The following is a 25,320-nucleotide window of genomic DNA, read 5'->3' as shown; positions in this document are numbered from 1 at the left end:
CATGAGATGTGAGGTAGGTATGGTCCGGAACACAATCACCCCAGTGCAGATCGCCAGGGCATTGCGTGCAGCCAGGGAGCGGCACTGATGTCCAGTCTTGCAGATGCCAACGTGCAGTCCGATCTGGACATCGCCCCGCTGTTGTTGCCCGCGCAAGTACTGCGCAACGACGCTCAAGCGATCAAGGCCGCCCACGAGCTGGCGCAAGCCGCCCGTGTGCAGGCGGCCAAACGCGACCGGCAGCGCAAGTTGCCGTGGTCGGAAATTGAACAGTTCACCCGCAGCGGTCTGGGCAGCATTGCCATCCCGCGTGAGTACGGTGGCCCGCAGGTTTCCTTCGTCACGCTGGCCGAAGTATTCGCGATCATTTCTGCCGCCGACCCGGCGCTCGGGCAGATCCCGCAGAACCAGTTCGGCATCATCCATCTGCTGCTCGGCACCGCTACCGAAGCGCAGAAAAAGCAGCTGTTCCAGAGTGTTCTGGAAGGCTGGCGCATCGGCAATGCCGGCCCGGAACGTGGCACCAAAAACACCCTGGAACTGAAGGCGCGAATCAGCGCCGACGGCGACGATTACGTAATCAACGGCCAGAAGTTCTACTCCACCGGCGCGCTGTTTGCGCATTGGGTCGCGGTGAAAGCGCTCAACGATGACGGTAAACAGGTGCTGGCCTTCGTCCGTCGCGGCACGCCGGGTCTGCGCATCGTCGATGACTGGTCGGGCTTCGGCCAGCGCACCACGGCGAGCGGCACGATTCTGCTGAACAACGTGCGCGTCGAGTCGAGCCTGGTCATCGACAACTGGAAGATCAACGACAAGCCGAACACCCAGGGCGCAGTGTCGCAGCTGATTCAAGCAGCCATTGACGCCGGCATCGCCCGTGGCGCCATCGACGACGCCCTCGACTTCGTCAAAACCCGCGCACGGCCATGGATCGACGCCAAGGTCGAGCGCGCCAGCGATGACCTCTACGTGATCGCCGATATCGGCAAACTGAAAATCGAACTGCACGCCGCCGAAGCGCTGCTGCGCAAGGCCGGCAAAGTGCTCGATGAAGTCCACGCCGCGGCGCTGACTGCCGAATCCGCCGCACGCGCTTCGATCGCCGTGGCCGAAGCAAAAGTGCTGACCACCGAGATTTCGCTGCTGGCCAGCGAAAAGCTCTTCGAACTGGCCGGCAGCCGCGCGACCCTCGCCGAATTCAATCTGGATCGCCACTGGCGCAACGCCCGCGTGCACACCCTGCACGACCCGGTGCGCTGGAAATATCACGCGGTCGGCGCCTATCGCCTGAACGGCACTTTGCCGGCTCGCCATTCCTGGATCTGAGACGACCAGTCATCTGGAGAACCCCCTATGACGCTTTCCCATCACGTCGCGCTCATCACCAGCGATGAGCAAGCCCTGATCGTCGCCAGCGACCTGGCCGAAGATTTCAAACGCGACAGCGCCCTGCGCGACCGCGAACGCCGCCTGCCATTGGCCGAGCTGGAAGTGTTTTCCCGCTCCGGCCTGTGGGGCATCAGCGTGCCGAAAGAATATGGCGGCGCGGGCGTATCCAACATCACCCTGGCCAAAGTCATCGCACTCATCGCTCAGGCCGACGGTTCGCTCGGGCAGATTCCGCAGAACCATTTCTACGCACTGGAAGTGCTGCGCGTGAATGGCAGCGATGAACAGAAACAGCGCCTGTACGCCGAGGTCCTCGCCGGCCAGCGCTTTGGCAATGCCTTGGCAGAACTGGGCACCAGAACCGCTCACGACCGCGTCACCCGTCTCACCCGCGATGGTGATGGTTATCGCATCAACGGTCGCAAGTTCTACTCGACCGGGGCGATTTACGCGCAGCGCATTCCGACGTCGGTGGTCGATGAAAACGGCGTACAGCAACTGGCCTTCGTCCCGCGCGAGAGCAAGGGCCTGACGGTAATCGACGACTGGAGCGGCTTCGGCCAGCGCACCACTGGCAGCGGCTCGGTAGTGTTCGAAGATGTGTATGTAGCGGCGGAAGACGTGCTGCCGTTCCAGAGCGCTTTCGAGCGCCCGACCACGGTCGGCCCGCTGGCGCAGATTCTCCACGCCGCCATCGACACCGGCATTGCCCGCGCTGCTTACGAAGACGCCTTGCATTTCGTGCGCAGCAAGACCCGTCCGTGGATCGATTCCGGCAACGACACGGCCACCGAAGATCCGCTGACATTGAAGAGCTTCGGCCACTTGAGCATTCGGCTGCACGCCACGGAAGCCTTGCTCGAACGTGCCGGCGAAATCCTCGATGCCGCGCAAGCCGACACCAACGCCGAAACCGTCGCCGCCGCCTCGATCGCAGTCGCCGAAGCGCGGGCGATCAGCACGGAAATTTCCCTCGCCGCTGGCAGCACCCTGTTCGAACTGGCCGGCAGCCAGGCGACGCTGAGTGAACACGGCCTCGACCGGCACTGGCGCAACGCGCGCGTGCACACCCTGCACGACCCGGTGCGCTGGAAATATCACGCCGTGGGCAATTACTACCTCAACGATGAAAACCCTCCGCTGCGAGGGACGATCTGATGACTGCTGCGAAAAAGAAGATTCTGCTCAACGCGTTCAACATGAACTGCATCGGCCACATCAATCACGGCCTGTGGACGCACCCGCGCGACACCTCGACCCGCTACAACACGATCGAGTACTGGACCGAACTGGCGCAGTTGCTTGAGCGTGGATTGTTCGATGGCTTGTTCATTGCTGACATCGTCGGCGTCTACGACGTCTACCAGAACTCGGTGGACGTCACGCTGAAAGAGTCGATCCAGTTGCCGGTCAACGATCCGCTGCTGCTGGTTTCAGCGATGGCCGCCGTCACCAGAAACCTCGGCTTTGGCCTCACCGCCAATCTCACTTACGAGCCGCCGTATCTGTTCGCCCGACGCATGTCGACGCTCGATCATTTGAGTCGCGGCCGGGTCGGCTGGAACATCGTCACCGGTTACCTGGACAGCGCCGCCAAAGCCATGGGTCTCAGCGAGCAGGTCGAACATGACCGCCGCTACGACCAGGCCGAAGAATATCTGCAGGTCTTGTACAAGCTCTGGGAAGGCAGCTGGGAGAACGGCGCGGTGCGCAACGATCGCGAGCAGCGCATCTACGCCAACCCGGACAAAGTGCACAAGGTCGAGCACCAGGGCGAGTTCTATCAGGTCGCGGGTTATCACCTCTGCGAGCCGTCACCGCAGCGCACGCCGGTGCTGTTTCAGGCCGGCAGCTCCGACCGCGGCTTGCTCTTCGCCGGGCGTCATGCCGAGTGCGTATTCATCAGCGGCCAGAACAAAGCATCGACCAAAGTGCAGGTCGACAAGGTCCGCGCCAGCGCCGTCGAAGCCGGACGCAATCCTCAGGATATCAAGGTGTTCATGGGCCTCAATGTGATCGTCGGCGCCACCGCAGAAGCAGCGTGGGCCAAGCATGCCGAATACCTGAGCTATGCCAGCGCCGAGGCCGGCGTGGCGCATTTTTCCGCGTCTACCGGCATCGACTTTGCCCAGTACGAAATCGACGAACCGATCCAGTACGTGAAGAGCAATGCGATTCAGTCGGCGACGAAAAACCTGCAGAACAATGACTGGACCCGGCGCAAATTGCTCGACCAGCACGCCCTCGGCGGCCGTTACATCACCGTGGTCGGCTCGCCCGAGCAAGTGGCGGATGAACTCGAATCGTGGATCGCCGAAACCGGTCTGGACGGCTTCAACCTGACCCGCATCGTCACCCCGGAAAGCTATGTCGACTTCATCGAACTGGTGATTCCCGAGTTGCAGCGGCGCGGCTCGTACAAGACTGCGTATGACAGCGGGACCTTGCGCGAGAAATTGTTTCACGGTGAGGCGCAGTTGCCTGAGCAACACAGCGGATCTTCGTACCGGCATTAAAAGCTTCGCGAGCAGGCTCGCTCCCACATTTGAAATGCGTGCCTCTGTGGGAGCGAGCCTGCTCGCGAAGAGGCCCTCCCCGGCACAACAAATTCATGCACTGACTGGAAAAACCACCATGACCAAAAAAACCCTGTCCCACCCAGTCAAAGCACTGGCCTTGGCCTTCGGCCTGTTCAGCTCGGCTATCTTCGCCGCCGACGCCCCGTTGAAAATCGGTACCACCGCCGCTTTCGCCATTCCGCTGGAAGCCGCCGTCGAGGAAGCTTCCAAACAAGGCCTGAAAGTCGAGCTGGTGGAATTCACCGACTGGATCGCGCCCAACGTCAGCCTCGCCGCTGGCGACATTGATGTGAATTATTTCCAGCACATTCCGTTTCTGGAGAATGCCAAAGCCGCGTCCGGTTTCGATCTGGTGCCGTTCGCACCCGGGATCATCAACAACGTCGGTCTGTATTCGAAGAAATACAAAAGCTTCGATGAACTGCCCGAAGGTGCCAGCGTCGCCATCGCCAACGACCCGATCAACAGCGGTCGCGGTCTGCAATTGCTCGCCAAGGCCGGGTTGATCACCCTGAAACCGGGCGTCGGTTACAAGGCCACCGAGGACGACATCGTCGCCAATCCGAATAAGATCAGGATCCTTCAGGTCGAAGCCGTGCAGCTGGTGCGCGCGTACGACGACGCCGACCTGGTCCAGGGCTACCCGGCCTATATCCGACTGGCGAAGACCTTCGATGCCGGCTCGGCGCTGCTGTTCGACGGTCTCGATCACAAGGAATACGTGATCCAGTTCGTCATCCAGCCGAAGAGCAAAACCGACCCGCGCCTGATCAAGTTCGTCGACATCTATCAGCATTCGCCGGCCGTTCGCGCGGCGCTGGACAAGGCCCACGGCAAGCTCTATCAGGCCGGTTGGGAAAGCTGAACATGACCGCGGCGATCCAACGGCGACTGGAGCTTCCAGAGCCACACAATGCTGAAAAAACCGAGCTGCACCCCGAGTTGAATCGCGCCCACGTACGCTTTATCGGCGTGGGCAAAACCTACAACGGCCGGCAAGGTCCGGTCGCGGCTTTGCAGGGCATCGACCTGGCGATTCAACGCGGCGAAGTGTTCGGCATCATCGGCCGCAGCGGCGCCGGCAAGTCGTCGCTGATCCGCACGATCAATCGCCTGGAGCAGCCAACGTCGGGGCGGGTGCTGATCGATCAGGTGGATATCGGCGAGTTCGATGAAGACCGCCTCGTCGCCCTGCGCCGGCGCATCGGCATGATCTTCCAGCACTTCAATCTGATGTCGGCCAAGACCGTCTGGCAGAACGTCGAGTTGCCGCTGAAAGTCGCCGGCGTGCCGAAGGAGCAGCGCGACAACAAGGTTCGCGAACTGCTCGAACTGGTCGGCCTGCACAGCAAGCACAAGGCCTATCCGGCGCAACTCTCAGGCGGGCAGAAACAGCGTGTCGGCATCGCCCGCGCGCTGGTGCATGACCCGGACATTCTGCTCTGCGATGAGGCGACATCGGCGCTGGATCCGGAAACCACGCAGTCGATCCTCGGCCTGCTGCGCGAGATCAACAAACGCCTCGGCCTGACCATTGTGCTGATCACTCACGAGATGGCAGTGATCCGCGAGATCTGCGATCGCGTTGTCGTGCTCGAGCACGGTCATGTGGTCGAAAAAGGCCCGGTATGGCAAGTGTTCGGCAATCCGCAACACGCAGTCAGCCAGACCTTGCTCGCGCCGCTGCAACACGCCTTGCCGGAAGAATTGCAAAGCCGTTTGCAGGCGGCATCCACGGCTTCTGATGCAGCGGTGGTGTTGCGTTTGCAGTTCAACGGCAGTGCCGCTGATGAGCCGGATCTGGCCGCGTTGTTCGCGGCATTGGGTGGCCGAGTGAAGCTGCTTCAGGGCGGCGTGGAACGGATTCAGGGTCACGCGCTGGGGCAGCTGTTGCTGGCCGTCAGCGGCTCGGCGTACAGCGCCGAGCAATTGCGCGAGCGCGCCGGGCAGTGGGCGCAACGAGTGGAGGTATTGGGCTATGTGGTTTGATCGCTTGCTGCAGGGTTTTATCGACACCTTCCTGATGGTCGGCGTGTCGTCGCTGATCGCGCTGCTGGCGGGGATTCCCATGGCGGTGATTCTGGTCACCAGTGACAAGGGCGGGATCTATGAGGCGCCGCTGTTGAACCGTGCGCTGGGCGCCTTCGTCAATCTGTTCCGCTCGATCCCGTTCCTGATTCTGATGGTCGCGCTGATTCCATTCACCCGCCTGATCGTCGGCACTACCTATGGCGTGTGGGCCGCTGTGGTGCCGCTGACAATCGCGGCAACGCCGTTCTTCGCACGGATTGCCGAAGTGAGTCTGCGTGAGGTCGATCATGGCCTGATCGAAGCCGCGCAGGCCATGGGTTGCCGGCGCTGGCACATCGTCTGGCATGTGCTGCTGCCCGAGGCGCTGCCGGGGATTGTCGGGGGGTTCACCATCACCCTGGTGACGATGATCAATTCGTCGGCCATGGCTGGGGCAATTGGTGCTGGGGGGCTGGGGGATATCGCTTACCGCTACGGCTATCAGCGCTTCGACAGCCAGATCATGTTGACGGTGATCGTCTTGCTGGTGGCGCTGGTGGCGGTGATTCAGTTGGGTGGCGACAGGCTGGCGCGAGGACTGAATAAGCGCTAAGGTCGATGGCGGCAGGTGGCCATCAACCAGGCCCATGTGATCGCAGTATTTTGGGCAACGCCCTTCGCAAAAATCAGATGCTTCCTACACCACTTTTGTCGTTTCGCCAGCCCGAAGCACGCGGGTTTGCAGGACGATTCCTAGAATAATTTGCCCGCTTGTACCCGAAATATCCTGTAGCTAATCTCCGGTCGTCACTGTTTTGCGGTGACTGGATTCAGTTGTCCGGCCGGCAACTGATCCGCGTGCAGCCGCCGTCCTGCTCGTTTAGTCGCGAAATGGTTGGCTCCCACTTGAAGTCAGGAGTTTACCCATGGAAAAGAAACTTGCCGATCCGCCACTCAGCCTTACCTCAAGCAAGCGGTTCACCGAGGATTTGCTCAAGGATCGCTCTGCACTGTGCCGCGCCGTCGACTCACATCTGGCCGGCAATCAGGTCACGTTGGCTGGACAGAAACGCGTCTACAGCATCAGCGAAGATGTGACGCTGGAGGACGCCCAACTGTATGTTGCCGATCTGCTGCGCTGCGCTTCGGTGACCGTCCATCAATGCGGTGACCAGCTCGGGGGCGCGGATCGAGCCATGGTGTTCTCGGTCTGGCATCTGCTGGAAATGGCCAAGGCGATGATGGACCGCTCGATCGATTGTCTGGGAGCGAAGCAGCACTGAAGCCTGGCACCCATTGCCGCCTGCACTGGCCCCAGCGCAGGCGGCGTTTTTTTGCCGGTGAAAAAGCTTATAGTCCGCCCTCACACCGCCAATACAGCGCCGATCATGAAGCAAACCCCCAGCGACCTCGAACAGATCACCGCCACTACCCTCGGTCACTACAACTCGGTGGCTGAGGATTTCCGCGAAGGCACGCGCGACCACGATGTCAGCCAGAACATCGAGGCCTTGCTGCGCCACATTCACGGTGAAGCACCTTTCACGATTCTCGATTTTGGCTGCGGTCCGGGCCGGGATTTGCAAACCTTCACGCGCATGGGCCACGTCGCGATCGGCCTTGATGGCTCACAGGAATTCGCGCGCATGGCCCGCCAGGACAGCGGTTGCGAAGTCTGGCAGCAGGACTTTCTCAAGCTTGATCTGCCGGCCGAGCGCTTCGACGGCATCTTCGCCAATGCCGTGCTGTTTCATGTGCCGTTGCAGGTGTTGCCGCAAGTGCTACGGCAACTGCACGGCACCTTGAAACCGGGTGGCGTGCTGTTCAGTTCCAATCCGCGTGGCGACAACCAAGAGGGCTGGAACGGGCCGCGCTATGGCTCGTATCACGATCTCGAGGCCTGGCGCGGCTTGCTGACGGCGGCGGGGTTTGTCGAGCTGGAGCATTACTACCGGCCAGCGGGGTTGCCGCGCGAACAGCAGCCGTGGCTGGCGAGCGTGTGGCGCAAAGTCTGAATCAGGGCGCCGCTTGTACCTGATACTGGCTGTCGCTGCCGTCCGCTAACAGTGCAGTCATGCTGTGTCCCGGTAACGTCCGGCCCTGCCAATTGCGTGGAGCGGCGTCGAAATTGGCCAGCAGTCGCGTGCCGTCGGCAAACGTCGTCTGCTGGACCAGGCGATCCTCGCTCAACCAGTCAAAAGCGGTCAGCGCTTGCGTCGCCAGACGTTCGTGCAGCGGACGAAAGAATCGATCCTGACGCACGATCAACGGCAAGCGCTGATCAAGGCTGGCCGCACTCAGGTGGTACAGCGGCGGTACGTTGTAGAGCAACTGCGTGAGCTCGTTTTCCACCCGCACGTCGCTCAGTTTCAGGTTATCGAACAACCAGTGATGACTGGTGATGACAGAGCCGTGGAACACCGCCTGATACAACGGTAAACGGCTGGCGGGGGCGAAATGAACGCGTCGGTAGTCAGCCTTCAACCGGGTCGGTTTGAAGAACACCGCTGGCTGCTCCGGTGGGTACCATTGGCCGACGAAAAAGTCCGCTGTGCCCGGCTGCTGCATGTCGCGATCGCCCCAACCGATCACTGGCGTCTGCATGCCATGTGCGAACAAGACCCCTTGAGCGGTGGCCGCATTGCCATCCTCGGAGCCGCTCGGCAGCTGCAACACTTCGCTGATCCAGCGCGATGCTCCGACGTTGCCCGCGGCATTCTGCGCCTGGGTCATCGGTGCGCCGGGACGATAACTGTCAAAGAGCATCCCAGCGGCATAGGCATCGAGAAACCAGCTGTTGAAGCCGGCAACCTTCTGGATTGCATCGATGCGCCGCTCAAGCAACGGTCGCACACATCGCGGATCGGTATAGTGACCGGACTGCTGAAACCCGCTTTTCAGCGCACCGTTTTGCTCCACGATCGCACACTCGGTATTGGCCCGATCGCCGAGGTGCGCGGTGGTCCAGTCCGGATTTTCGTCCTCGCGCAACGCGGTTTCGTAGGAGTCATAGGGGGCAATCAGATACCCCGCAGAGACGGCGGCGCGCACCGCCTCCGGGTGCCAGAGTCCACCTTCCCAGCCCTCGCCGAGCCCAAGCCATAAACGCGAAAGTCCAGCGCTCTGCAAGCGTTCAATGGTTCGCCGCGACAAGGTGCGCCCCCAGCGCGCAGGATCAGGCGCCAACGTATCCTTCAGAACAACGGCCAGCTGCACGCGCACCTCAGCGTACCCGTTGACCAGCGCCTGCATGTCCGGCACCGCACGCGCCTGCCAGGTTTTGCGCGCCTGAACGTTCAGCGCGCGATTGAGACTGCGCAGCATCACAGTCTGTTGATAGCGATTGAGTACGGTCTCGCTGGCGAGCAACCGCAGCGCTTCAGCATCCATTGCTGCCCGAAGTTCACTGACCAGCACACCCGAGCCGCGCAACCGGGCAATCAGCAGCGGCCAGTTGCGCACATCGTCAGGGCCGAGCAGGTCGTTGCCCCATAGATAGACATGCGCGGCGCCGATCAGCTTGGCGGCTTGCGGGGTCTTGATCAGCTTGTTCGCCAAGGTTTCATATTGATCGCTTTCAATGAGCCACTGCTTGTAGCGCTTGGCCCCGGCCAAGGGATCGACATCGCCGAGAAACAGGCTGAAGGTCAGCGGTTTTGAGGGTTCAAGCGATGTGAATCGATGCCGGGCCGACAGCCCCAGTGCATCACCATTGGTCTTGAAGCGCAGTTGGTTGTTGTAAGGATTGGTCAGCAGCCAGTGCAGGCTGAAATTCTCGTACTCCATCCCCCAAAGCGGCAGGCTCAAGTCCTGGGTGGTATCGAGCGCGCCCTGCGCGAGCAGGAACTTCTGCCACACCCGGTCACCGCGCGGCACGTAGCGCCCTTCGGCAAGCGGCCAGATCAGCGCCTGGCCCATTGCACTGGCGGGCTGATGAATAAACTCGATCTGCGAGGGCGAGTTAGCCGTAATCGAAAACGTCAGGTCACGCTGATTCAGGTCAACACTGAGCAACCAGCGCCCATCGTCCCATTGCCAATCGATGCGATTGCCGCGCCTGACCATGTCGCTGACCTTGTGCCGCAGCACACCGGCCGAGGCCTGCACCGGCGCAGCGCCGGCAGCTTCAACGCGCACCGCCAGCGTCGCAGGATCGACCTGCACCCGCCAAAGCTGGTTTTCCAGCAGCACTTCGGCCAGTACTGCCGGCGACAGGCTCAAGCCAGCGAGCAGCAACCATCCGCGTAACCAGCCGGAAACAGTCGACATGGCACGTCCCTCTTCGAATGAAGAAGGGACGTTAGCGCAGTCCGCTCACCCTGTAAGTCAGACCTTTCCCAAAGATCGCAGGGGCTAGCTCACTGCGCCGGCTTTTCATCCTTCTGCGGTTCGCGAATCTTGTACCAGGCCACATACAGCGCCGGCAGAAACAACAGCGTCAGCAGCGTCGCCACGACGATGCCGCCAATCATTGCGTAAGCCATCGGCCCCCAGAACACTTCGCGGGCGATCGGGATCATGCCCATGCTCGCTGCCGCTGCGGTCAGCAGGATCGGCCGGCGTCGGTGTTCGGTCGCTTCCACGACTGCATCCCACGGCGCATAGCCTTTCTGCTCGAACTCATCGATCTGCGTCACCAGAATCACCGAGTTGCGGATGATGATGCCGATCAGGGCGAGAATCCCGAGGATCGCCACGAAGCCCATCGGCGTGCCCGTCGGCACCAGCGCCAGGACCACACCAATCAACCCTAGCGGCGCGACACTGGCGACCAGGAACATCTTCTGCACGCTGTGTAACTGAATCATCAGGAACGTCGCCATGAGGAACAGCATCAGCGGCAGCACCTTGGCAATCGGCCCCTGGGCCTTGCCGCTTTCCTCGACCGTACCGCCGGTGGCGACCTTGTAGCCGACCGGCAGTTTGGATGCGAAAGCGTCAATCGACGGCTTGAGCAGTTTCACCAGATCGGTCGGCTGAATCTCGTCGCGCACCGAGGCCTTGATGGTGATGGTCGGCAAGCGGTCACGACGCCACACCAACGGCTGTTCCAGTTCATAGCGCACGGTGGCGAAGGCCAGCAGCGGAATCGAGGTGCCGCTCGGCGTGACGATCTGCAGGTTCTGCAGGGTCTCCGGCGTGCCGCGTTCGGAATCCACCGCGCGACCGACCACGTTGATCAGGTAGATATCGTCATCGACCTGGGTCAACGGCGAGCCGCTGACAATGCTGTTCATCAGGTTGGCGACGTCTTCGGACGACAGCCCCAGTTGCCGCGCCTTGTCCTGGGCGATGTCGATGCGCAGGACTTTGCCCGGCTCGTTCCAGTCATAAATGATCTCGCCGATGTGCGGGTTCTTGTCCAGTTCGGTGGCCAGGTCGATGGCGTGTTTGCGCACCTGATCGACATCTTTGCCGCTGACTCGATACTGAATCGGACGCCCCACCGGCGGGCCCATTTCCAGGGCCTGCACGTAGCTGCCGATGCCGACGAAGTCTTTGTGCAGCCGCTCACGCAAGCGCTGGCTGAGTGCCTCGCGGGCTTCGAAGTCCTTGCTGACGATCACCAGCTGCGCGTAGTACGGGTTCTGCAATTGCTGATCAAGGGGCAGGTAGAAACGGATCGCGCCCTGACCGATGTAAGTGCTCCAGCGCACGATGTCCGGGTCGCCCTTGAGCGTCGCTTCGAGCTTGTCCACCGCTTTGCGGGTTTCGTCGATCGAGGCGTTTTGCGGCAGGTTCAGGTCGACGAGAATTTCCGGGCGGTCGGAAGCGGGGAAGAACTGGTTCTGCACGAAACGCATGCAGAACACCGCCAGCACGAACAGCAGCACGGTGACGCCGATCGCCCACCAGCGATTACGCATGGCCCACAACAGACCGCCATTGAACGCCCGGCCAACGCGACCCGGCTCGGCATCGTGGGCCTTCACCTTGTCACTGAGAATGTGCACGCCGATCACTGGTGCGAAGAACACCGCGACCACCCACGAGACGATCATCGCCACGGCGATCACCGCGAACAGTGTGAAGGTATATTCACCCGCCGAACTGGCGTTGAGGCCGATGGGCACGAAACCGGCGACAGTCACCAGCGTACCGGTAAGCATCGGGAATGCCGTCGAGGTGTAGGCGAACGTCGCCGCCTGCTCCTTGCTCTCGCCCATTTCCAGGCGGGTGACCATCATCTCCACGGTGATCATCGCATCGTCCACCAGCAGGCCGAGGGCGATGATCAGCGCACCGAGGGAAATCCGCTGCATGGTGATGCCGCTGTATTCCATGAACACGAAGACCATGGCCAGCACCAGCGGAATCGAGCAGGCCACCACCAGACCGGCGCGCACGCCGAGGCTGATGAAACTCACCACGAGCACGATGATGACTGCTTCGAACAGTGCGCTGGTGAAACCGCCAACGGCCTCTTCCACCACCACCGCCTGATCGGAAACGGTGTGCACGCCGACGCCGACAGGCAAGTCAGCGGTGAGCTGGTCGATGCGCTCGTGCAGCGCCTTACCGAATTCCTGAACGTTGCCGCCCTTCTGCATGGCAATCGCCAGGCCGATCGCCGGTTTGCCGTCGAAGCGGAATTCCGGTGTCGCCGGATCGACGTAGCCACGGCTGATCTCGGCGATGTCGGCCAGACGATAGAAGCGATCGTTGAGTTTGAGATTGACCTCGGCCAGATCTTTCTCCGACTCGAACTGGCCCGAGGTGCGCACGGAGATCCGCTCCGGCCCCGCCTCGATCACCCCGGCCGGAGTCACTGCGTTCTGCGATTGCAGGCTCTGCACCACTTGGCGCTGGTCGATACCCAGTGCGGCGAGTTTGCGCGTGGAGAAGTTCAGGTAAATCGTTTCGTCCTGCTGGCCGACCATTTCGATCTTGCCCAGCCCCGGCACGCTGCGGATTTCGGCGCGCGCCTGTTCCACGTAATCGCGCAACTGACGCATGGTCAGGCCATCGGCGGTGAAGGCGTAGACCGAGCCGTACACGTCACCGAACTCATCGTTGAACCCCGGCCCCTGAATGCCCTGGGGAAACTGGCCGCGAATGTCGTCGATCTTCTTGCGCACCTGGTACCAGATTTGCGGGATGTCCTCAGCGCTGGTGGTGTCGCGCAGGTACACGTACACCGTCGATTCGCCGGGGCGGGTGTAGCTTTTCACGTAGTCGAGGGAATCGAGCTCTTCGAGTTTTTTCTCGATGCGGTCGGTGACCTGCTTGAGGGTTTCTTCCTGGGTCGCGCCCGGCCATTTGGTCTGGATCACCATGGTCTTGATGGTGAATGACGGGTCTTCTTCGCGGCCGAGATTGAAGTACGAAAACACCCCCATCAGCAGCCCGACGAACATCAGATACCACACGAAAGACTGGTGCTTGAGGGCCCATTCGGAGAGGTTGAAAGAGCCTTTCATTGACTGTCCTCGTCAAGTTTTACCGATTGTCCGGGTTTGAGACTGTTGACGCCGGCGCTGACCACGCGCTCGCCATTCTGCACGCCACCGGCCAGCACCACGCTGTTGTCGCCACGGCTGACCACGCTGACGTCGCGCGGGTTGACGGTTTTGTTTTGCGTGTCGATCACCCAGATGCGGGTTTTGCCGTCTGCTTCCTGCAACGCCGTCAGCGGCAGTTCGATGCGCGGCTTGATCGCCGAGCTGAGGGTCACGCTGATCGCGGTACCGAGGCGGAAACCGTCCGGCGTATCCGACAGGGTCAGGCGCGCGCGGCGGGTGCGCGTGGCGCTTTGTGCCTGGGGTTCGATCTCGCGGATGATCGCCGTGGTGTTGATGCTCGGGTCGAGCTGCGCAGCCACCGAGAACACCACGTCGCTGGGCAACTGATCGACCAGCGTATCGGGCAGATCGATCACCGCTTCCTTGATGTCCGGTTGCGCCAGCGTCACCACTTGTTGCCCGGCAGTTACCACTTGCCCGGCTTCGGCGTTCCACGCGGTGACCACAGCTTTGTGATCGGAGCGCAGCTCGGTGTAGCTCAACTGATCCTTGCTCTGGCTGACCGCCGCGCGTGCCTGATCAAGCGAGGCCTGAGTGGTTTTCAGATCGGTATTGGCGACGTCCAGTTGCGCCTGGGCACCGACGCCGCGATCAAACAGCGCTTGCTGACGACGTGCATTGGCCTGGGCGTTGATCAGCTGCGCCTGGATCCGCGCCAGATCGCCCTGGGCCGAGCGCAACTGGTTCTGCTGATCGGACGGATCAAGGGTGGCGAGCAAGGTGCCCTTCTGCACCTCGGCGCCGACATCGACGTTGCGGCTGGCGATGCGCCCACCGACGCGGAAACCGGTGTTGCTCTCATAACGCGCCTGAATGCTGCCGGCAAAGCGTCCGAGGCTTTCTTCGCTCAGCGCTTTGACCGTGACCGACAGCACCGGACGTACCGGTTCCGGCGGGGTTTCCTTTTCCGAGCAGGCGCCCAGCAGCAACGCCATGCACAACAGGCCGAGGCGCTTCATGGCTGCGCTCCCGGTTGCAGATCCTTGTAGGTGTTTTCGGCAATCTCGACTTTCATGCCGGGGTGCAGCAACTGGCCGCCGGCGACAATGACTTTCTCGCCGCCCTTGAGGCCTTCGCTGATGATCACTTTGCCGGTCAGGTAACGGCCGACCGTGACCGTGTGCAGTTGCGCTTCACCCTTGTCATCGACCAGCCATACCGCCGGGTCGCTGATGTTTTTCGTCAGCGCCGACCAGGGCAGTTCCACCGCCGATTTGCCGGTGCCCTTGGCGGTGGCACTGACCACCGAACCGAGCTGCATGCCCGGCGGCAGCTTGTCGAGGCTGACCTTGACCTGCACGGTGCCCGATTGCGCCGACACCGATGGCGTGATCTCACGCACGGTGCCGGTGGTTTTGATCTCGGGATTGTCGAGCAGGCTGACCACGATCGAGCGATCGGACGGCCGCTCGGCCAGCAGCGATTCGTAGACATTGAATACCGCGTCGCGGTCGCCATCGCGGGCGAGGCTGAAAATCGGCGCGGTGGCCTGCACTACCTGGCCGACTTCGGCCTGGCGCTCGGTGATCACCCCGGGTGCATCGGCGATCAGTGCGGTGTAGCTGAGCTGGTCCTTGGCGTTGGCCAGTTGCGCTTGCGCCGCGCTCAATGCGCTCTGACTGCTGCGCAGCGCGGCTTGTGCCGAATCGTATTCGCTCTGGCTGGTGTAGCCCTTGGGCAGGAGTTTTTGCTGACGCACGAAAGCGGCTGCCGCTTGCTTCACGCGGGCCTGTTCGGCGACGACTTGGGCCTGAGCAGAATCGACGTTGGTCTGCAGATCCTTCGGATCGAGTTTGGCCAGCACCTGTTTGGCGGTGACGCGGTCGCCGACATCGACCATGCGCTGGATGATTTTGCCGCCGACGCGAAATGACAGCTGGGTCTGCACCCGCGCCTGCACATCACCGGTAAGGGTCACCGCGGCGGCGTAGTTGGCCGGTTCGACCTCTTGCACAAAGACCCGTGGCAAGTATTCCTCAGCAGGCTTCTTGTCGCCGCAAGCGGTGAGCAACGCCATGGCGCTCACGGCCATCAGCACTTTCAATCCGGGACCCGCCATGCACACTCCTTGGCCTTAAATGCTGCTGTCGAGACGATACGACTTCAGAGCTTAGAACAGGGTTCCACGGTTGCGGACGCCAACACCAGATTTATCTCATTAAAGGTATGCTCCCCGCGTATCGCAGTGACCCGGAGAAGGATTTCATGCTCAACACCCTGGCCGTGGCCAATTACCGCTCGATCAACAAACTGGTGATTCCGCTCGGGCGCCTGAACCTGATTACCGGGCCCAACGGCAGCGGCAAGTCCAACCTCTATCGCGCCTTGCGCCTGCTGGCGGAAACCGCCCAGGGCGGCGTGGTCAACGCGCTGGCGCGCGAAGGCGGGCTGGACTCGACGTTCTGGGCCGGACCGGAAACCATCAGTCGACGCATGCGCAACGGTGAAGTGGCCATCGAGCCGACGGTGCGCCACGGCGCCAAGCGCTTGCGACTGGGATTCGCCGGCGAGGATTTCAGCTACGCCATCGGCCTGGGCCTGCCGGAGCCGAGCACTTCATGCTTTGCCCTCGACCCGGAAATCAAGCGGGAATGCATCTGGGCCGGCCCGGTGTTCCGCCCGGCGAGCCTGCTGGTCGACCGCAACGGTCCGATGATCCGCGCCCGCGAAGGTCGCGCCTGGGATGTGCTGGCGCAACACACGCCGAACTTCGACAGCCTGTTCGATCAGGTCGGCAATCTGCGCAGCTCGCCGGAAGTGTTCCAGATGCGCGAATTCATCCGCCGCTGGCGCTTTTATGATCACTTTCGCAGCGATGCCGACGCGCCGGTGCGTCAGCCGCAACTGGGCACTCGCACGCCCGTGCTGCACCACGACGGCCGCGATCTGGCGGCGGCCCTGCAGACGATAATCGAGATTGGCGATCCGCAGGCGTTAACAGCGGCGATCAGCGATGCGTTTCCCGGCGCGCGACTGAAAATCGCGCCGTTGGCCGGTGGACGCTTCGCTATCGAGTTTTATCAGGAAGGCTTGTTGCGGCCATTGTCGGCGGCGGAATTGTCAGACGGAACCTTGCGCTATCTGCTGCTGGTTGCGGCGTTGCTGACACCGCGACCGCCGACACTAATGGTGCTCAACGAACCGGAAACCAGCCTGCACCCGGACCTGCTGCCGGCGCTGGCGCGGCTGATCATTCGCGCTTCGGAGCAGTGTCAGGTGTGGGTGGTGTCACATGCACGGCGACTGATCTCGGCGTTGCAGGAAGACCCGGAATGCAATTGCATCGTGCTGGAGAAGACGCTGGGCCAGACCGGGATTGTCGGGCAGCGGGTGCTGGATGAGCCGGCGTGGCATTGGCCGGATTGAGCGTTTCAGCGAAAAGCCCCTCACCCTAACCCTCTCCCAGAGGGAGAGGGGACTTCACCGAGTTGTTTGCGAGAGTTACGCCGACCTGAAAGCCTGAAGTCGAACCTGATTTTGAAAAGCCCAGACATCGGCTCCCTCTCCCTTGGGAGAGGGCTGGGGTGAGGGGCGAGCCTCAGCGCTGATCCAACGGGCAATCACCCCAACCCCTTGCCCCCTTCACCAATCACACTCTCAGGCCGGGTGTCATCACTCAGCTCTTTGCGCACATATTGGGTGACCGAATTTTGCTTGGCCCATTTGGGCTGCCCACATTCATATCGCTTAAACATTATTCTGCGGGTTTGCCGGAAACGAATAAGACGGCTATTTTTCTTTGCGCTGTAGGACGGATCTTTTTTTCACGAAAGACCTCCAAGGACCCACAGCTTTTGGCCAGACTCTCCGGCCCATTCACCACAAGGAAGAACAACATGGACGTAAAAGTGCCGCAGCGGCTGGATCCGCAGGACATTGTGAAATTGCTCAGGGCGCTGCGCCGGGCGTTGAAGACGCAGGTGGCCTGAGCCTTTGATCGTTCCCACGCGCAGCACAGGAATGCAGCCCGGGACGCTCCGCGTCCCATCAAGAGCCGAACGCGGAGCGTCCGATGAGGCATTCCCACGCAGAGCGTGGGAACGATCTTTTCAACGGCTTGAAACGCACACACAAAAACGCCGATGACCATCACTGGCCATCGGCGTTTTCACGTCTGAAGCGGATTTGCTCAAGCGTCAGATCAGAACGCCGGCAATACCGCGCCGCTGTACTTCTTCTCGATGAAGGCTTTGACTTCCGGGCTGGTCAGGGCCTTGGCCAGTTTCTGGATCGCGTCGCTGTTCTTGTTGTCCTCACGGGCCACCAGGAAGTTCACGTACGGCGAGTCGGCGCCTTCGATCACCAGCGCATCTTTCTGCGGGTTGAGCTTGGCTTCCAGCGCGTAGTTGGTGTTGATCATATCCAGATCAACTTCCTTCAGCACGCGCGGCAGCAGGGCCGATTCCAGTTCCTTGAACTTGAAGTTGTGCGGGTTCTTGGCAATGTCTTTCGGCGTTGCCAGAGCGTTTTTCGGATCTTTCAGTTCGATCAGACCAGCCTTCTGCAGCAGGATCAGCGCACGGCCGCTGTTGCTGCCTTCGTTGGGGATGGCGATGGTTGCGCCGTCCGGCAGTTCAGCCAGGGTCTTGTACTTGCTCGAGTAGCCACCGAACGGTTCAACGTGGACGCCCTGCACGGTCACCAGGTACTTGGATTTGTCATCCTTGTATTTACCCTGGTTGAAGCTGTTCAGGTACGGCAGGGTCTGGAAGTAGTTGGCGTCCAGACGCTTCTCGCCGACCTGTAGGTTCGGTTGCACGTAATCGGTGAAGACCTTGATTTCCAGATCCACGCCCTCTTTGGCCAGGGTCGGTTTGATCAGCTCAAGGATTTCAGCGTGGGGCACCGGCGTTGCGGCAACTACCAGTTTCTCGCCGGCGTTGGCGAAAGAAGCCGTCAGAGCAGCCGCCAATGCGGTAAACAACAGAACCTTTTTCATGCAGTGTCCTTATCGAAAATCACGGTCGTCATCGACGACGGCATTTAATACGTGTGCCAGTGAAGTGATATCGCTGGCGTGAGGCGGACAATACCCGGATTTTTTATTCCCGGACAATAACGTTTATTCAGCTTCATATTCCATTTTGTTCATGTTGAAGAAAACGCTCACACCGCCTCGCTCAAGCGAATCAGCCAATCTTTCAAGGCCTTACGCTCTGCACTGCTACCGCCGATGTGGGTCTGCCTGACCAGACGTTCGATCTGAACCTGCGGCGCAGACGCGTCCGGCAGGTTCAGATGTTCCGGCAGGATCTCGTCGCCGGTGCTGACCAGCAGGGCAAAGTGGATGACGTTTTCCAGTTCGCGAGTGTTGCCCGGCCAGCTGTGTTGTTCGAGTACATGCTGAGCGGCTTCGCTGATCAGCGGCACGGGCAGATCGAGACGCTGGCTGTAGATGCCGAGGAAATACTCCGCGAGCGAGAGAATGTCGCCGGTGCGTGCACGCAACGCCGGTAGCTCCAGATGACCTTCACTGAGGTAGTGATAGAGACGCTCGTGGAATTTCCCCGCGTCCACGGCCTGGGCCAGATCGATGCTGGTCGCCGCAACCAGGCGCACATCCACCGGGCTCGGCTGATGCGCACCGACGCGGGTGACTTCGTGGTTTTCCAATGCCGCGAGCAACTTGATCTGGATCGGCAGCGGCAGGTCGCCGATCTCATCCAGGTACAAGGTGCCGCCGTTGGCCGAACCAAACCAGCCGGCGCGGCTGCTGGCCGAACCGCTGTAACTGCCGGCGGCGTAGCCGAACAGCTCGGCGTCGGCGTAGGTCGGGCTGATCGCGCCGCAGTTCACCGAAACGAACAGACCGCTGCGGTCGCTGGCGCGGTGGATATGCCGGGCGAGCAGCTCTTTACCGGTGCCCGTCTCACCGCGAATCAACACTGAAATCGAACGGGTCGCCAACTGCTCCAACTCCTCGCGCAATTGCCGCGAACGCGGGTCGACAAACACCAGCGCCTTGGCGCGAATGCTCAGGGGGCTTTTTTCCGCATCGGGAAAGGTCAGCAAGGGCTGACCGAAGGTTTCAAAACTCATGGCAGGCTCCCGCCCAAAACCGCCAGCCGACGGGGGCGTTGAAAAATTAGATCAGGCGCGACGGCGGGCGTGATGTTCGAGGCGGTTTTGCAAGCGATAGAGATAGGCGAAACCCTGCTCCCAACGCTGATGCCCGGACTTGACGTTGATGTGCCCGGCCCCGGCCAGAATCCCCGCCTCCGCACCCCAGTTGCGCGCCAGTTCGAGCGCGCGCGGGGCACTGACGGCGGCGTCGTTGTCGGAGCTGATGACCTGACTTGGGAACGGCAGCAGGTCCGTCGGTATTGGTGCGAAATTGCGCAGCGCCGGCGCGCACGCAGGACGCTCGACATCGGCGGGCGCAACCAGCAACGCCCCGCGCACCTGACGCAGGTATTGCAACGGCGCTGTCGCCGCCCAGTGGGCAACGGTGATGCAGCCGAGACTGTGAGCGATGAGAATGACCGGCGTGCTGTCGGCGGCAATCGCTTCGGCCAGCGCGGCGACCCAGTCCTCACGGCGCGGCGTCAGCCAATCGGCCTGTTCCACCCGTGCGCTGTTCGGCAGGCTGTTCTGCCAGTGGCTTTGCCAATGATCTTCTGGCGATCCTTGCCAGCCAGGCACAATCAGGTAACGGATTGATTCATTGCGCATGGGGAAGCTCTCCTGCGGCGTGTCTGTTCCGGGTCGAGTATAAGGATGGGAGTTATATTCGTTAAGGAATAAGAAGCTATTTATTAATACCCATAATGCATATGAGGCGCGAATCCTGTGGGAGCGAGCCTGCTCGCGAATGCGGTGCATCAGTCGGCGCTGATGTTGTGGTCAATGGCGCCTTCGCGAGCAGGCTCGCTCCCAGAGGGTGAGTGTGTTGTGGCAATAACGCGGGATAAAAAAAGGGCCGCACCCTGCCAAGGAGACGGCCCCGGAAAAGCAAAAACCTGTCACCGCGCAGTAATCACCGACAACCTGGTAATCCCCGCCCGTTCGATCGAAGCCATGGCTCGCGCCACTTCGCCGTAGTTCACCCCGTCATCGGCCTGCAATTGCACGCGCACTTCCGGGTCCTTGGCCTTGGCCGACTTGAGGTTGAATTCCAGCAAGTCCGGCTGAATCTGGTCCTTGTTGATAAACAGCTTGCCGGCGCCGTCGATGCTCACCACCAGCGGATCCTTCTGCTCGACCGGCGCCACCGCTTCGGTCTTCGGCAGGTTGATCGGGATCGCGTTGGTCAGCAGCGGCGCGGTGACGATAAACACCACCAGCAGCACCAGCATCACGTCTACCAGCGGCGTCACGTTGATTTCGCTGAGCACCTCATCAGTGTCTTGCGTGGAGAAGGCCATATCAGGACGCCTCCTTCACTTTTGCCGCGTTGCCCGACGTCGCCACCTTGTGTGCGGTCGGGTGGATCAGCACGCGGAACGCGCTCTTCTGCGCCAGGCTGTAGAAGTCGTGGGCGAAATCATCGAGATCCGCCGCGGTCAATTTCAGACGACGCAGAAAGTAGTTGTAAACCAGCACCGCCGGCACCGCGACGGCGATCCCCACGCCAGTCGCGACCAGTGCCGCACCGATCGGCCCGGCCACCGTTTCCAGGCTCGCCGAACCGGCGGCGCTGATGCCTTTCAAGGCCTCCATGATTCCCCACACCGTGCCGAACAAACCAATGAACGGCGAGGTGCTGCCAATACTCGCGACCACCGCCAGACCGGTTTCCAGCGAACGGCGCTCGCGGACGATCTGCTGGCGCAAGGCACGCTCGAGGCGATCCTGATGGTTGATCGCCTGGCTCAGATCATTCGCCTGCGGCGCCTCGCCCACCTGGATCGCTGCATAGCCAGCCTGCGCCACTCGCGCTGCGGCGCCGGGCTGGGTTTCGCTCAACTCTGCCGCGGCGTCCAGACTCGACGCCGCCCAGAAACGTTTGTGAAAGCGCCGATCCTGAGCTTTCAGACGACCGAACTGCACAGCCTTGAGCAACGCCAGGCCCCAAGTGACAACGGAAAAAACCACCAGCAGCCAGATCACCGCGCTTTCGATGGATTCCAGTGGAGATGCCAGTAACGTCATGATGTGTTCCCTCGTGTAAACATTTCGCGCGAATTTGGTTTCGGTTTAATGAATCTTGAAATCGATAGGCACGCTGACCCAGCCGTCCTGGGCGACATCACCCTGCTTGGCCGGGACGAAGCTCCAGCGCTTCACAGCGTTGAGCGCGGCGTCGTCGAGCTGCTGGCGGCCACTGCTTTTGGCAATCTGAATCTCGCCCGGTTTGCCGCTGGCCAACACATGCACCCGTAACAACACCGTGCCCTCCCAACCGCGACGCTGGGCCAGCGACGGGTATTCCGGTGCCGGGTTTTTCAGATACGCGGCGTTGGCTGACGCCGGGGTAACGGGCGCCGGTGCCGGTGGCGCAGCCGGCGCTGGTGCGGCGACGGGCGCTATCGGTTTCGCTGGCGCTAGCGGCTGCTCTACTGCCTTTGGCGCCGGTTTGGGCGGCGGTTTCACCATCGGTTTGGGTTTGGCGATCGGCTTGGGCGGCGGCGGTTTCACCGCCAACTCATCCTCCACTGGCGGTGGCGGTTCGACCACCGGCGCCGGTGGTGGCGGCACCACAACCTGCGGCGCTGGCGGAGCCGGGCGCGAAAACTCGATGGTCATCGGCGGAATTTCCGGCGGCACTACCGGCAGCACCGGCGTCGGTTTCTGGCTGACCCAGTAAATCACCGCGCCATGCACCACCAGCGCGAGGACACCGAGCAGAAGGGTTTCGCGCCGACTCAAAATACCCTTGGGCGCTCGCTGCAAACGCAACTGCCCCAACGGCACCCGGTGCGGCCGGCCAAGATCGACCAGTTCGCCACTCGGCGTATGCCGCCACAGCAATTCCCCTGCGCTGACGGCGGTCTGGACATTGCCCATTGTTCAACTCCCTGCGGTCTCTTTCGTTCTATGAGCCAAAGCGATCGACCCGCCAATCCTGACGCCCCCACGGCGTAGTCGATGGGGCGATCATTGGCTGTGGTCGCTTATCACCGAAAGTAATCTTTAACGTTATGCATAGGCCTTCAAGGAATATGCAAATCGCCAGTTTTCACCGAAGCCGCGCACCACAAGGGCTGCAGCGATCGGCCATAAACCCCATGCTTTTGCGGCATGAAAAGTATTCGGATACGGCATCCGTTAACGCCTTAAAAGGCTGGTTTTGGTTCGCTGAATGCCGACGTCAGGCGCGATTGCCGCCGTCGCTGTCGATCAGCTGCGTCTGCTTGCCGGCGCCGCTGAGGATTGGTTGAACGGCCATGTCCAGGTCAGCGCCTTGAAAGCTCAATTAAAAGTCGTAGCGACCGGTAACGCCGAGGGTTCGCGGGGTGCCGAGCAGGCCTTCATAGCCGCCGTTGCCGCCGGTCCACAGAGTCGTGTAGTAGGTTTTGTCGAAGGCGTTTTTCAGCCACAGCGAGACATCCCACTGGCCCTGATTGAAATCACCGCGCAGGCCAGTAGAAAAGTTGACCACCGCGTAACTGGGGATCTGCCCGTAGTCGGAATCCTCGACCGTGCCCACCGCTTTGGAGCGGAACGCGTAGCTGCCGGTGACGTAGGGTTCGAAGCCGTTAGCCAGATTCCATTTGTATTCGCCGTTGGCGTTGCCGATCCATTTCGATGCGCCGACCACTTGATGACCGCTGAGGTCGCAGGAGGCCGGTGCGCCTGGGGCCTGGCTGACTTCCGGCGGGCACGGTGCATCCTTGTACGAGAGGTAGCTGACGTCGTTGTACGAACCGTTGAAATTCAGCGTCAGCCCACGCAGCGGCACCACGGTGCTTTCGAACTCGATGCCGCGCGAGCGCACCGAACCGGCGTTGGTCAGGTATTGCACGCGGTTGGCGGCGTCATAGGCATTGGTCTGGTACGCGTTGACCTGGGTCCAGAACACGTTGGCGTTGAGTTGCAGGCGGCGGTCCCACAGGGTGCTTTTGAAGCCGAGTTCGGCGTTGTTGGCGCGCTCGGTGCCGATCAGTAACGAGTCGGCACCTGCGGTCGGAGCAGAGCCGACCGCGAGGTTGACCCCGCCGGATTTTTCGCCATGGGACAGGGTGGCATAACCGAGCACATCATCGGTGATGCGATAGCTCAGGTTGAGCAGTCCCGAGGGGCTGGAGCTGTACTGATTCAAGTCACCGGAATCGTAGGCGCCGGCACGTCCACGGCGCGCAGTGGCTGCCGCGCCCGCCACCGCCACACCGCCGAGCGGCGCGTTGCGGCTGACCGAAGCGTTTTTCTCTTCGTAGGTGCCACGCACCCCGGCGGTGAAATCCAGGCGTTCGCTCAGGTGCCAGGTGCCTTGGGCAAACAGGGCGAAACTGTCGGTCTTGATATGGCCGTTGCCGACGCTGGTGACATTGGCCAGGGCGCCGGCCGGCGTGCCGTTCCAGATGTCGGCCTGCGGGCCGTAATAGGCGAAGGATTTGTTGTCCAGGTCCGAGCCGAAATAGTAGGCACCGACCACGTAATCAAAGAACTCGCCCTTGGGCGAGGCCAGGCGAAATTCCTGTGAATACTGTTTGTCTTCCACCGAAACGCCGGCGTTGTAGCTGGCCGGCACGTTGAGGCCGTCGTCATTGCGCGGGGTGAAATTCCAGAATCGGTAGGAGCTGATCGAAGTCAGGGTGAAATCGCTCGGCAACGTCCAGTTGGCTTCCACCGAAGTGCCGCCCTGATGCACGGTGACGTGCTGGTCATTGTCGAGGTTGACCTTGCGGTGCCGTCCGTTGACCAGCGTCGCCCCGGCCGCGCTGGCCCGCGATTCATACAGATTGACGCCGTTGATGGTCGGCCCGGTGTTGTACAACACGCGGGTGCCGGCGCTGGAATCTTCTTCGTTGTAATCGCCGATCCAGCGCAGATTGAAATCTTCGTTGGGCTTGAACAACAGCTGCGCGCGGAAGCCCTCGCGGGAGCCACCGTTGAGGTCGTGGCCGTCGTATTCGTTCTTGATATCGCCATCACTGCGCGTGCGATAGGCGGAAAAGCGTCCGGCCAACTGATCGTTGAGCGGCCCGGAAATCGTGCCCTTGGTCTGAAAATAACCATCCTCGCCGACCGAGGTTTCGATGCTGCGTTCAGGCGTGAAGGTTGGCGCGCGGGTGCTGATGTTGATCACTCCGGCGGTGGTGTTCTTGCCAAACAGCGTGCCCTGCGGCCCACGCAGAACTTCGAGCTGCTCGATGTCCATCAGATCGAACACCGCCATCCCCGGACGGCCCAGATAGACGTTGTCGATGTAAAGGCCAACGCTGCCTTCCAGACCATCACTGGCCGGGTTGTTACCGAGGCCACGGATCGACACGCTGGACTGCCGCGCATGCATGTAAGCGACGTTGACGCTGGGCACCAGTTGCTGCAAATCCTGAATCCGATAGACCCGTTGCGTCTCCAGGTTCTGCCCGCTGACCACGCTCATCGGCGTCGGCACGTCTTGCGAGCTTTCTTCGCGGCGGCGGGTGGTGACGGTCACCGTTTCCAGCTGTGAACCATTGGCCGCCGCTGTGCCTGCCGGAACCGGCGCCGGTGTTTCGGTTTCTGCGGCATAAGCGTGAGTCCAGCTGGCGCTGCCTGCCAGCAACAGGGCCAAAGGCAGGCGTTTGAGCCGTCGGGTTGATGGGGGGGACGCAAGGTTCAACGGACTCATGGCGCGGCTCCTGGTCAAAAAACACACAGACATCTTCAGCGCTGCATATTCTTTTAAGTTATTTATTTATGGATTTACAAATATTTACTGCATAAGAGAT

Annotated in this window: 20 protein-coding genes; 9 read left to right on the top strand and 11 right to left on the bottom strand. The window is 61.3% G+C overall.

Annotated elements, in window-relative coordinates; genetic code table 11:
• The first annotated feature begins 87 nt into the window (after positions 1-87).
• The 8 genes from D8U60_RS23960 to D8U60_RS23925 all read left to right on the top strand — a co-directional run bounded on the left by D8U60_RS23960 (position 88) and on the right by D8U60_RS23925 (position 7,996).
• Positions 88-1,329 (top strand): SfnB family sulfur acquisition oxidoreductase, encoded by a 1,242-nt coding sequence (locus D8U60_RS23960; protein WP_130901089.1) that lies wholly within the window; start codon positions 88-90, stop codon positions 1,327-1,329.
• Between the two features lie 27 nt (positions 1,330-1,356).
• Positions 1,357-2,550: an SfnB family sulfur acquisition oxidoreductase gene (locus D8U60_RS23955; RefSeq protein WP_130901088.1), complete on the top strand. Its 1,194-nt coding sequence runs from the start codon at positions 1,357-1,359 to the stop codon at positions 2,548-2,550.
• Positions 2,550-3,908: an LLM class flavin-dependent oxidoreductase gene (locus D8U60_RS23950; RefSeq protein ID WP_130901087.1), complete on the top strand. Its 1,359-nt coding sequence runs from the start codon at positions 2,550-2,552 to the stop codon at positions 3,906-3,908. The genes D8U60_RS23955 and D8U60_RS23950 overlap by 1 nt, the downstream gene beginning before the upstream one ends.
• Positions 3,909-4,026: 118 nt before the next feature.
• Entirely contained in the window at positions 4,027-4,836 is an 810-nt protein-coding gene (locus D8U60_RS23945; protein WP_130901086.1) for a MetQ/NlpA family ABC transporter substrate-binding protein, read from the top strand.
• A 2-nt stretch (positions 4,837-4,838) separates the two neighbouring features.
• Positions 4,839-5,960 carry an ATP-binding cassette domain-containing protein gene (locus tag D8U60_RS23940; RefSeq protein WP_130901085.1) on the top strand — a complete coding sequence of 374 codons (1,122 nt, stop codon included), beginning with the start codon at positions 4,839-4,841 and terminating at the stop codon, positions 5,958-5,960.
• Positions 5,950-6,594 (top strand): methionine ABC transporter permease, encoded by a 645-nt coding sequence (locus D8U60_RS23935; RefSeq protein ID WP_016772208.1) that lies wholly within the window; start codon positions 5,950-5,952, stop codon positions 6,592-6,594. Before D8U60_RS23940 ends, D8U60_RS23935 begins: the two co-directional genes overlap by 11 nt.
• A gap of 313 nt (positions 6,595-6,907) precedes the next feature.
• Positions 6,908-7,264 carry a hypothetical protein gene (locus D8U60_RS23930; RefSeq protein WP_016772210.1) on the top strand — a complete coding sequence of 119 codons (357 nt, stop codon included), beginning with the start codon at positions 6,908-6,910 and terminating at the stop codon, positions 7,262-7,264.
• 105 nt (positions 7,265-7,369) lie between these two features.
• Positions 7,370-7,996 carry a class I SAM-dependent methyltransferase gene (locus D8U60_RS23925; RefSeq protein WP_071174050.1) on the top strand — a complete coding sequence of 209 codons (627 nt, stop codon included), beginning with the start codon at positions 7,370-7,372 and terminating at the stop codon, positions 7,994-7,996.
• 1 nt (position 7,997) lies between these two features.
• On the opposite strand, the gene D8U60_RS23920 is transcribed toward D8U60_RS23925, so the two are convergent.
• From D8U60_RS23920 to D8U60_RS23905, 4 genes are all read right to left on the bottom strand, one after another.
• Positions 7,998-10,250 carry a glycoside hydrolase gene (locus D8U60_RS23920; protein ID WP_130901084.1) on the bottom strand — a complete coding sequence of 751 codons (2,253 nt, stop codon included), beginning with the start codon at positions 10,248-10,250 and terminating at the stop codon, positions 7,998-8,000.
• Positions 10,251-10,339: 89 nt separating this feature from the next.
• Entirely contained in the window at positions 10,340-13,402 is a 3,063-nt protein-coding gene (locus D8U60_RS23915) for an efflux RND transporter permease subunit (protein ID WP_024011164.1), read from the bottom strand.
• A complete protein-coding gene (locus D8U60_RS23910; RefSeq protein ID WP_130901083.1) occupies positions 13,399-14,463 on the bottom strand; it encodes an efflux RND transporter periplasmic adaptor subunit in 1,065 nt (354 codons plus the stop codon). The genes D8U60_RS23915 and D8U60_RS23910 overlap by 4 nt, the downstream gene beginning before the upstream one ends.
• On the bottom strand, positions 14,460-15,563 hold the full coding sequence (locus tag D8U60_RS23905) for an efflux RND transporter periplasmic adaptor subunit (protein ID WP_130901082.1): 1,104 nt from the start codon (positions 15,561-15,563) through the stop codon (positions 14,460-14,462). Before D8U60_RS23905 ends, D8U60_RS23910 begins: the two co-directional genes overlap by 4 nt.
• A gap of 146 nt (positions 15,564-15,709) precedes the next feature.
• Here D8U60_RS23905 and D8U60_RS23900 point away from each other — a divergent pair, with 146 nt between their 5' ends.
• The gene (locus D8U60_RS23900; protein WP_122698835.1) at positions 15,710-16,870 is read left to right on the top strand and encodes an AAA family ATPase; all 1,161 of its coding nucleotides are present in this window, start codon (positions 15,710-15,712) and stop codon (positions 16,868-16,870) included.
• A 775-nt stretch (positions 16,871-17,645) separates the two neighbouring features.
• Here the strand turns inward: D8U60_RS23900 and D8U60_RS23895 are convergent.
• The 7 genes from D8U60_RS23895 to D8U60_RS23860 form a co-directional block, all read right to left on the bottom strand.
• Positions 17,646-18,443 (bottom strand): MetQ/NlpA family ABC transporter substrate-binding protein, encoded by a 798-nt coding sequence (locus D8U60_RS23895; protein WP_130901081.1) that lies wholly within the window; start codon positions 18,441-18,443, stop codon positions 17,646-17,648.
• A 167-nt stretch (positions 18,444-18,610) separates the two neighbouring features.
• The gene (locus D8U60_RS23890) at positions 18,611-19,543 is read right to left on the bottom strand and encodes a sigma 54-interacting transcriptional regulator (RefSeq protein WP_130901080.1); all 933 of its coding nucleotides are present in this window, start codon (positions 19,541-19,543) and stop codon (positions 18,611-18,613) included.
• Between the two features lie 51 nt (positions 19,544-19,594).
• Positions 19,595-20,176 (bottom strand): alpha/beta hydrolase, encoded by a 582-nt coding sequence (locus D8U60_RS23885; protein ID WP_130901079.1) that lies wholly within the window; start codon positions 20,174-20,176, stop codon positions 19,595-19,597.
• A 290-nt stretch (positions 20,177-20,466) separates the two neighbouring features.
• Entirely contained in the window at positions 20,467-20,868 is a 402-nt protein-coding gene (locus D8U60_RS23875; RefSeq protein ID WP_130901077.1) for a biopolymer transporter ExbD, read from the bottom strand.
• A 1-nt stretch (position 20,869) separates the two neighbouring features.
• Complete coding sequence (locus D8U60_RS23870) at positions 20,870-21,595, bottom strand: MotA/TolQ/ExbB proton channel family protein (RefSeq protein WP_110644764.1); 726 nt, start codon at positions 21,593-21,595, stop codon at positions 20,870-20,872.
• Between the two features lie 45 nt (positions 21,596-21,640).
• Positions 21,641-22,450 carry an energy transducer TonB gene (locus tag D8U60_RS23865; RefSeq protein WP_130901076.1) on the bottom strand — a complete coding sequence of 270 codons (810 nt, stop codon included), beginning with the start codon at positions 22,448-22,450 and terminating at the stop codon, positions 21,641-21,643.
• 409 nt (positions 22,451-22,859) lie between these two features.
• Positions 22,860-25,220 (bottom strand): TonB-dependent receptor, encoded by a 2,361-nt coding sequence (locus tag D8U60_RS23860; RefSeq protein ID WP_130901075.1) that lies wholly within the window; start codon positions 25,218-25,220, stop codon positions 22,860-22,862.
• Between the last annotated feature and the right edge of the window lie 100 nt (positions 25,221-25,320).

This window comes from Pseudomonas sp. Sample_11 (assembly GCF_004307505.1).
GTDB classification, from domain to species: Bacteria; Pseudomonadota; Gammaproteobacteria; order Pseudomonadales; family Pseudomonadaceae; genus Aquipseudomonas; species Aquipseudomonas atacamensis.
Note: the sequence above shows the minus strand (reverse complement) of the source record. Positions and strands in the feature narration are given on the sequence as shown.

Bases quoted from the DNA above. Each gene is read 5' to 3' on its own strand.
- D8U60_RS23955 (WP_130901088.1), top strand. From the start codon at position 1,357: ATGACGCTTTCCCATCACGTCGCGCTCATCACCAGCGATGAGCAAGCC.
- D8U60_RS23925 (WP_071174050.1), top strand. From the start codon at position 7,370: ATGAAGCAAACCCCCAGCGACCTCGAACAGATCACCGCCACTACCCTC.
- D8U60_RS23920 (WP_130901084.1), bottom strand. From the start codon at position 10,250: ATGTCGACTGTTTCCGGCTGGTTACGCGGATGGTTGCTGCTCGCTGGC.
- D8U60_RS23885 (WP_130901079.1), bottom strand. From the start codon at position 20,176: ATGCGCAATGAATCAATCCGTTACCTGATTGTGCCTGGCTGGCAAGGA.
- D8U60_RS23865 (WP_130901076.1), bottom strand. From the start codon at position 22,450: ATGGGCAATGTCCAGACCGCCGTCAGCGCAGGGGAATTGCTGTGGCGG.
- D8U60_RS23875 (WP_130901077.1), bottom strand. From the start codon at position 20,868: ATGGCCTTCTCCACGCAAGACACTGATGAGGTGCTCAGCGAAATCAAC.
- D8U60_RS23860 (WP_130901075.1), bottom strand. From the start codon at position 25,220: ATGAGTCCGTTGAACCTTGCGTCCCCCCCATCAACCCGACGGCTCAAA.
- D8U60_RS23935 (WP_016772208.1), top strand. From the start codon at position 5,950: ATGTGGTTTGATCGCTTGCTGCAGGGTTTTATCGACACCTTCCTGATG.
- D8U60_RS23960 (WP_130901089.1), top strand. From the start codon at position 88: ATGTCCAGTCTTGCAGATGCCAACGTGCAGTCCGATCTGGACATCGCC.
- D8U60_RS23900 (WP_122698835.1), top strand. From the start codon at position 15,710: ATGCTCAACACCCTGGCCGTGGCCAATTACCGCTCGATCAACAAACTG.
- D8U60_RS23870 (WP_110644764.1), bottom strand. From the start codon at position 21,595: ATGACGTTACTGGCATCTCCACTGGAATCCATCGAAAGCGCGGTGATC.
- D8U60_RS23910 (WP_130901083.1), bottom strand. From the start codon at position 14,463: ATGAAGCGCCTCGGCCTGTTGTGCATGGCGTTGCTGCTGGGCGCCTGC.
- D8U60_RS23905 (WP_130901082.1), bottom strand. From the start codon at position 15,563: ATGGCGGGTCCCGGATTGAAAGTGCTGATGGCCGTGAGCGCCATGGCG.
- D8U60_RS23930 (WP_016772210.1), top strand. From the start codon at position 6,908: ATGGAAAAGAAACTTGCCGATCCGCCACTCAGCCTTACCTCAAGCAAG.
- D8U60_RS23945 (WP_130901086.1), top strand. From the start codon at position 4,027: ATGACCAAAAAAACCCTGTCCCACCCAGTCAAAGCACTGGCCTTGGCC.
- D8U60_RS23940 (WP_130901085.1), top strand. From the start codon at position 4,839: ATGACCGCGGCGATCCAACGGCGACTGGAGCTTCCAGAGCCACACAAT.
- D8U60_RS23895 (WP_130901081.1), bottom strand. From the start codon at position 18,443: ATGAAAAAGGTTCTGTTGTTTACCGCATTGGCGGCTGCTCTGACGGCT.
- D8U60_RS23915 (WP_024011164.1), bottom strand. From the start codon at position 13,402: ATGAAAGGCTCTTTCAACCTCTCCGAATGGGCCCTCAAGCACCAGTCT.
- D8U60_RS23950 (WP_130901087.1), top strand. From the start codon at position 2,550: ATGACTGCTGCGAAAAAGAAGATTCTGCTCAACGCGTTCAACATGAAC.
- D8U60_RS23890 (WP_130901080.1), bottom strand. From the start codon at position 19,543: ATGAGTTTTGAAACCTTCGGTCAGCCCTTGCTGACCTTTCCCGATGCG.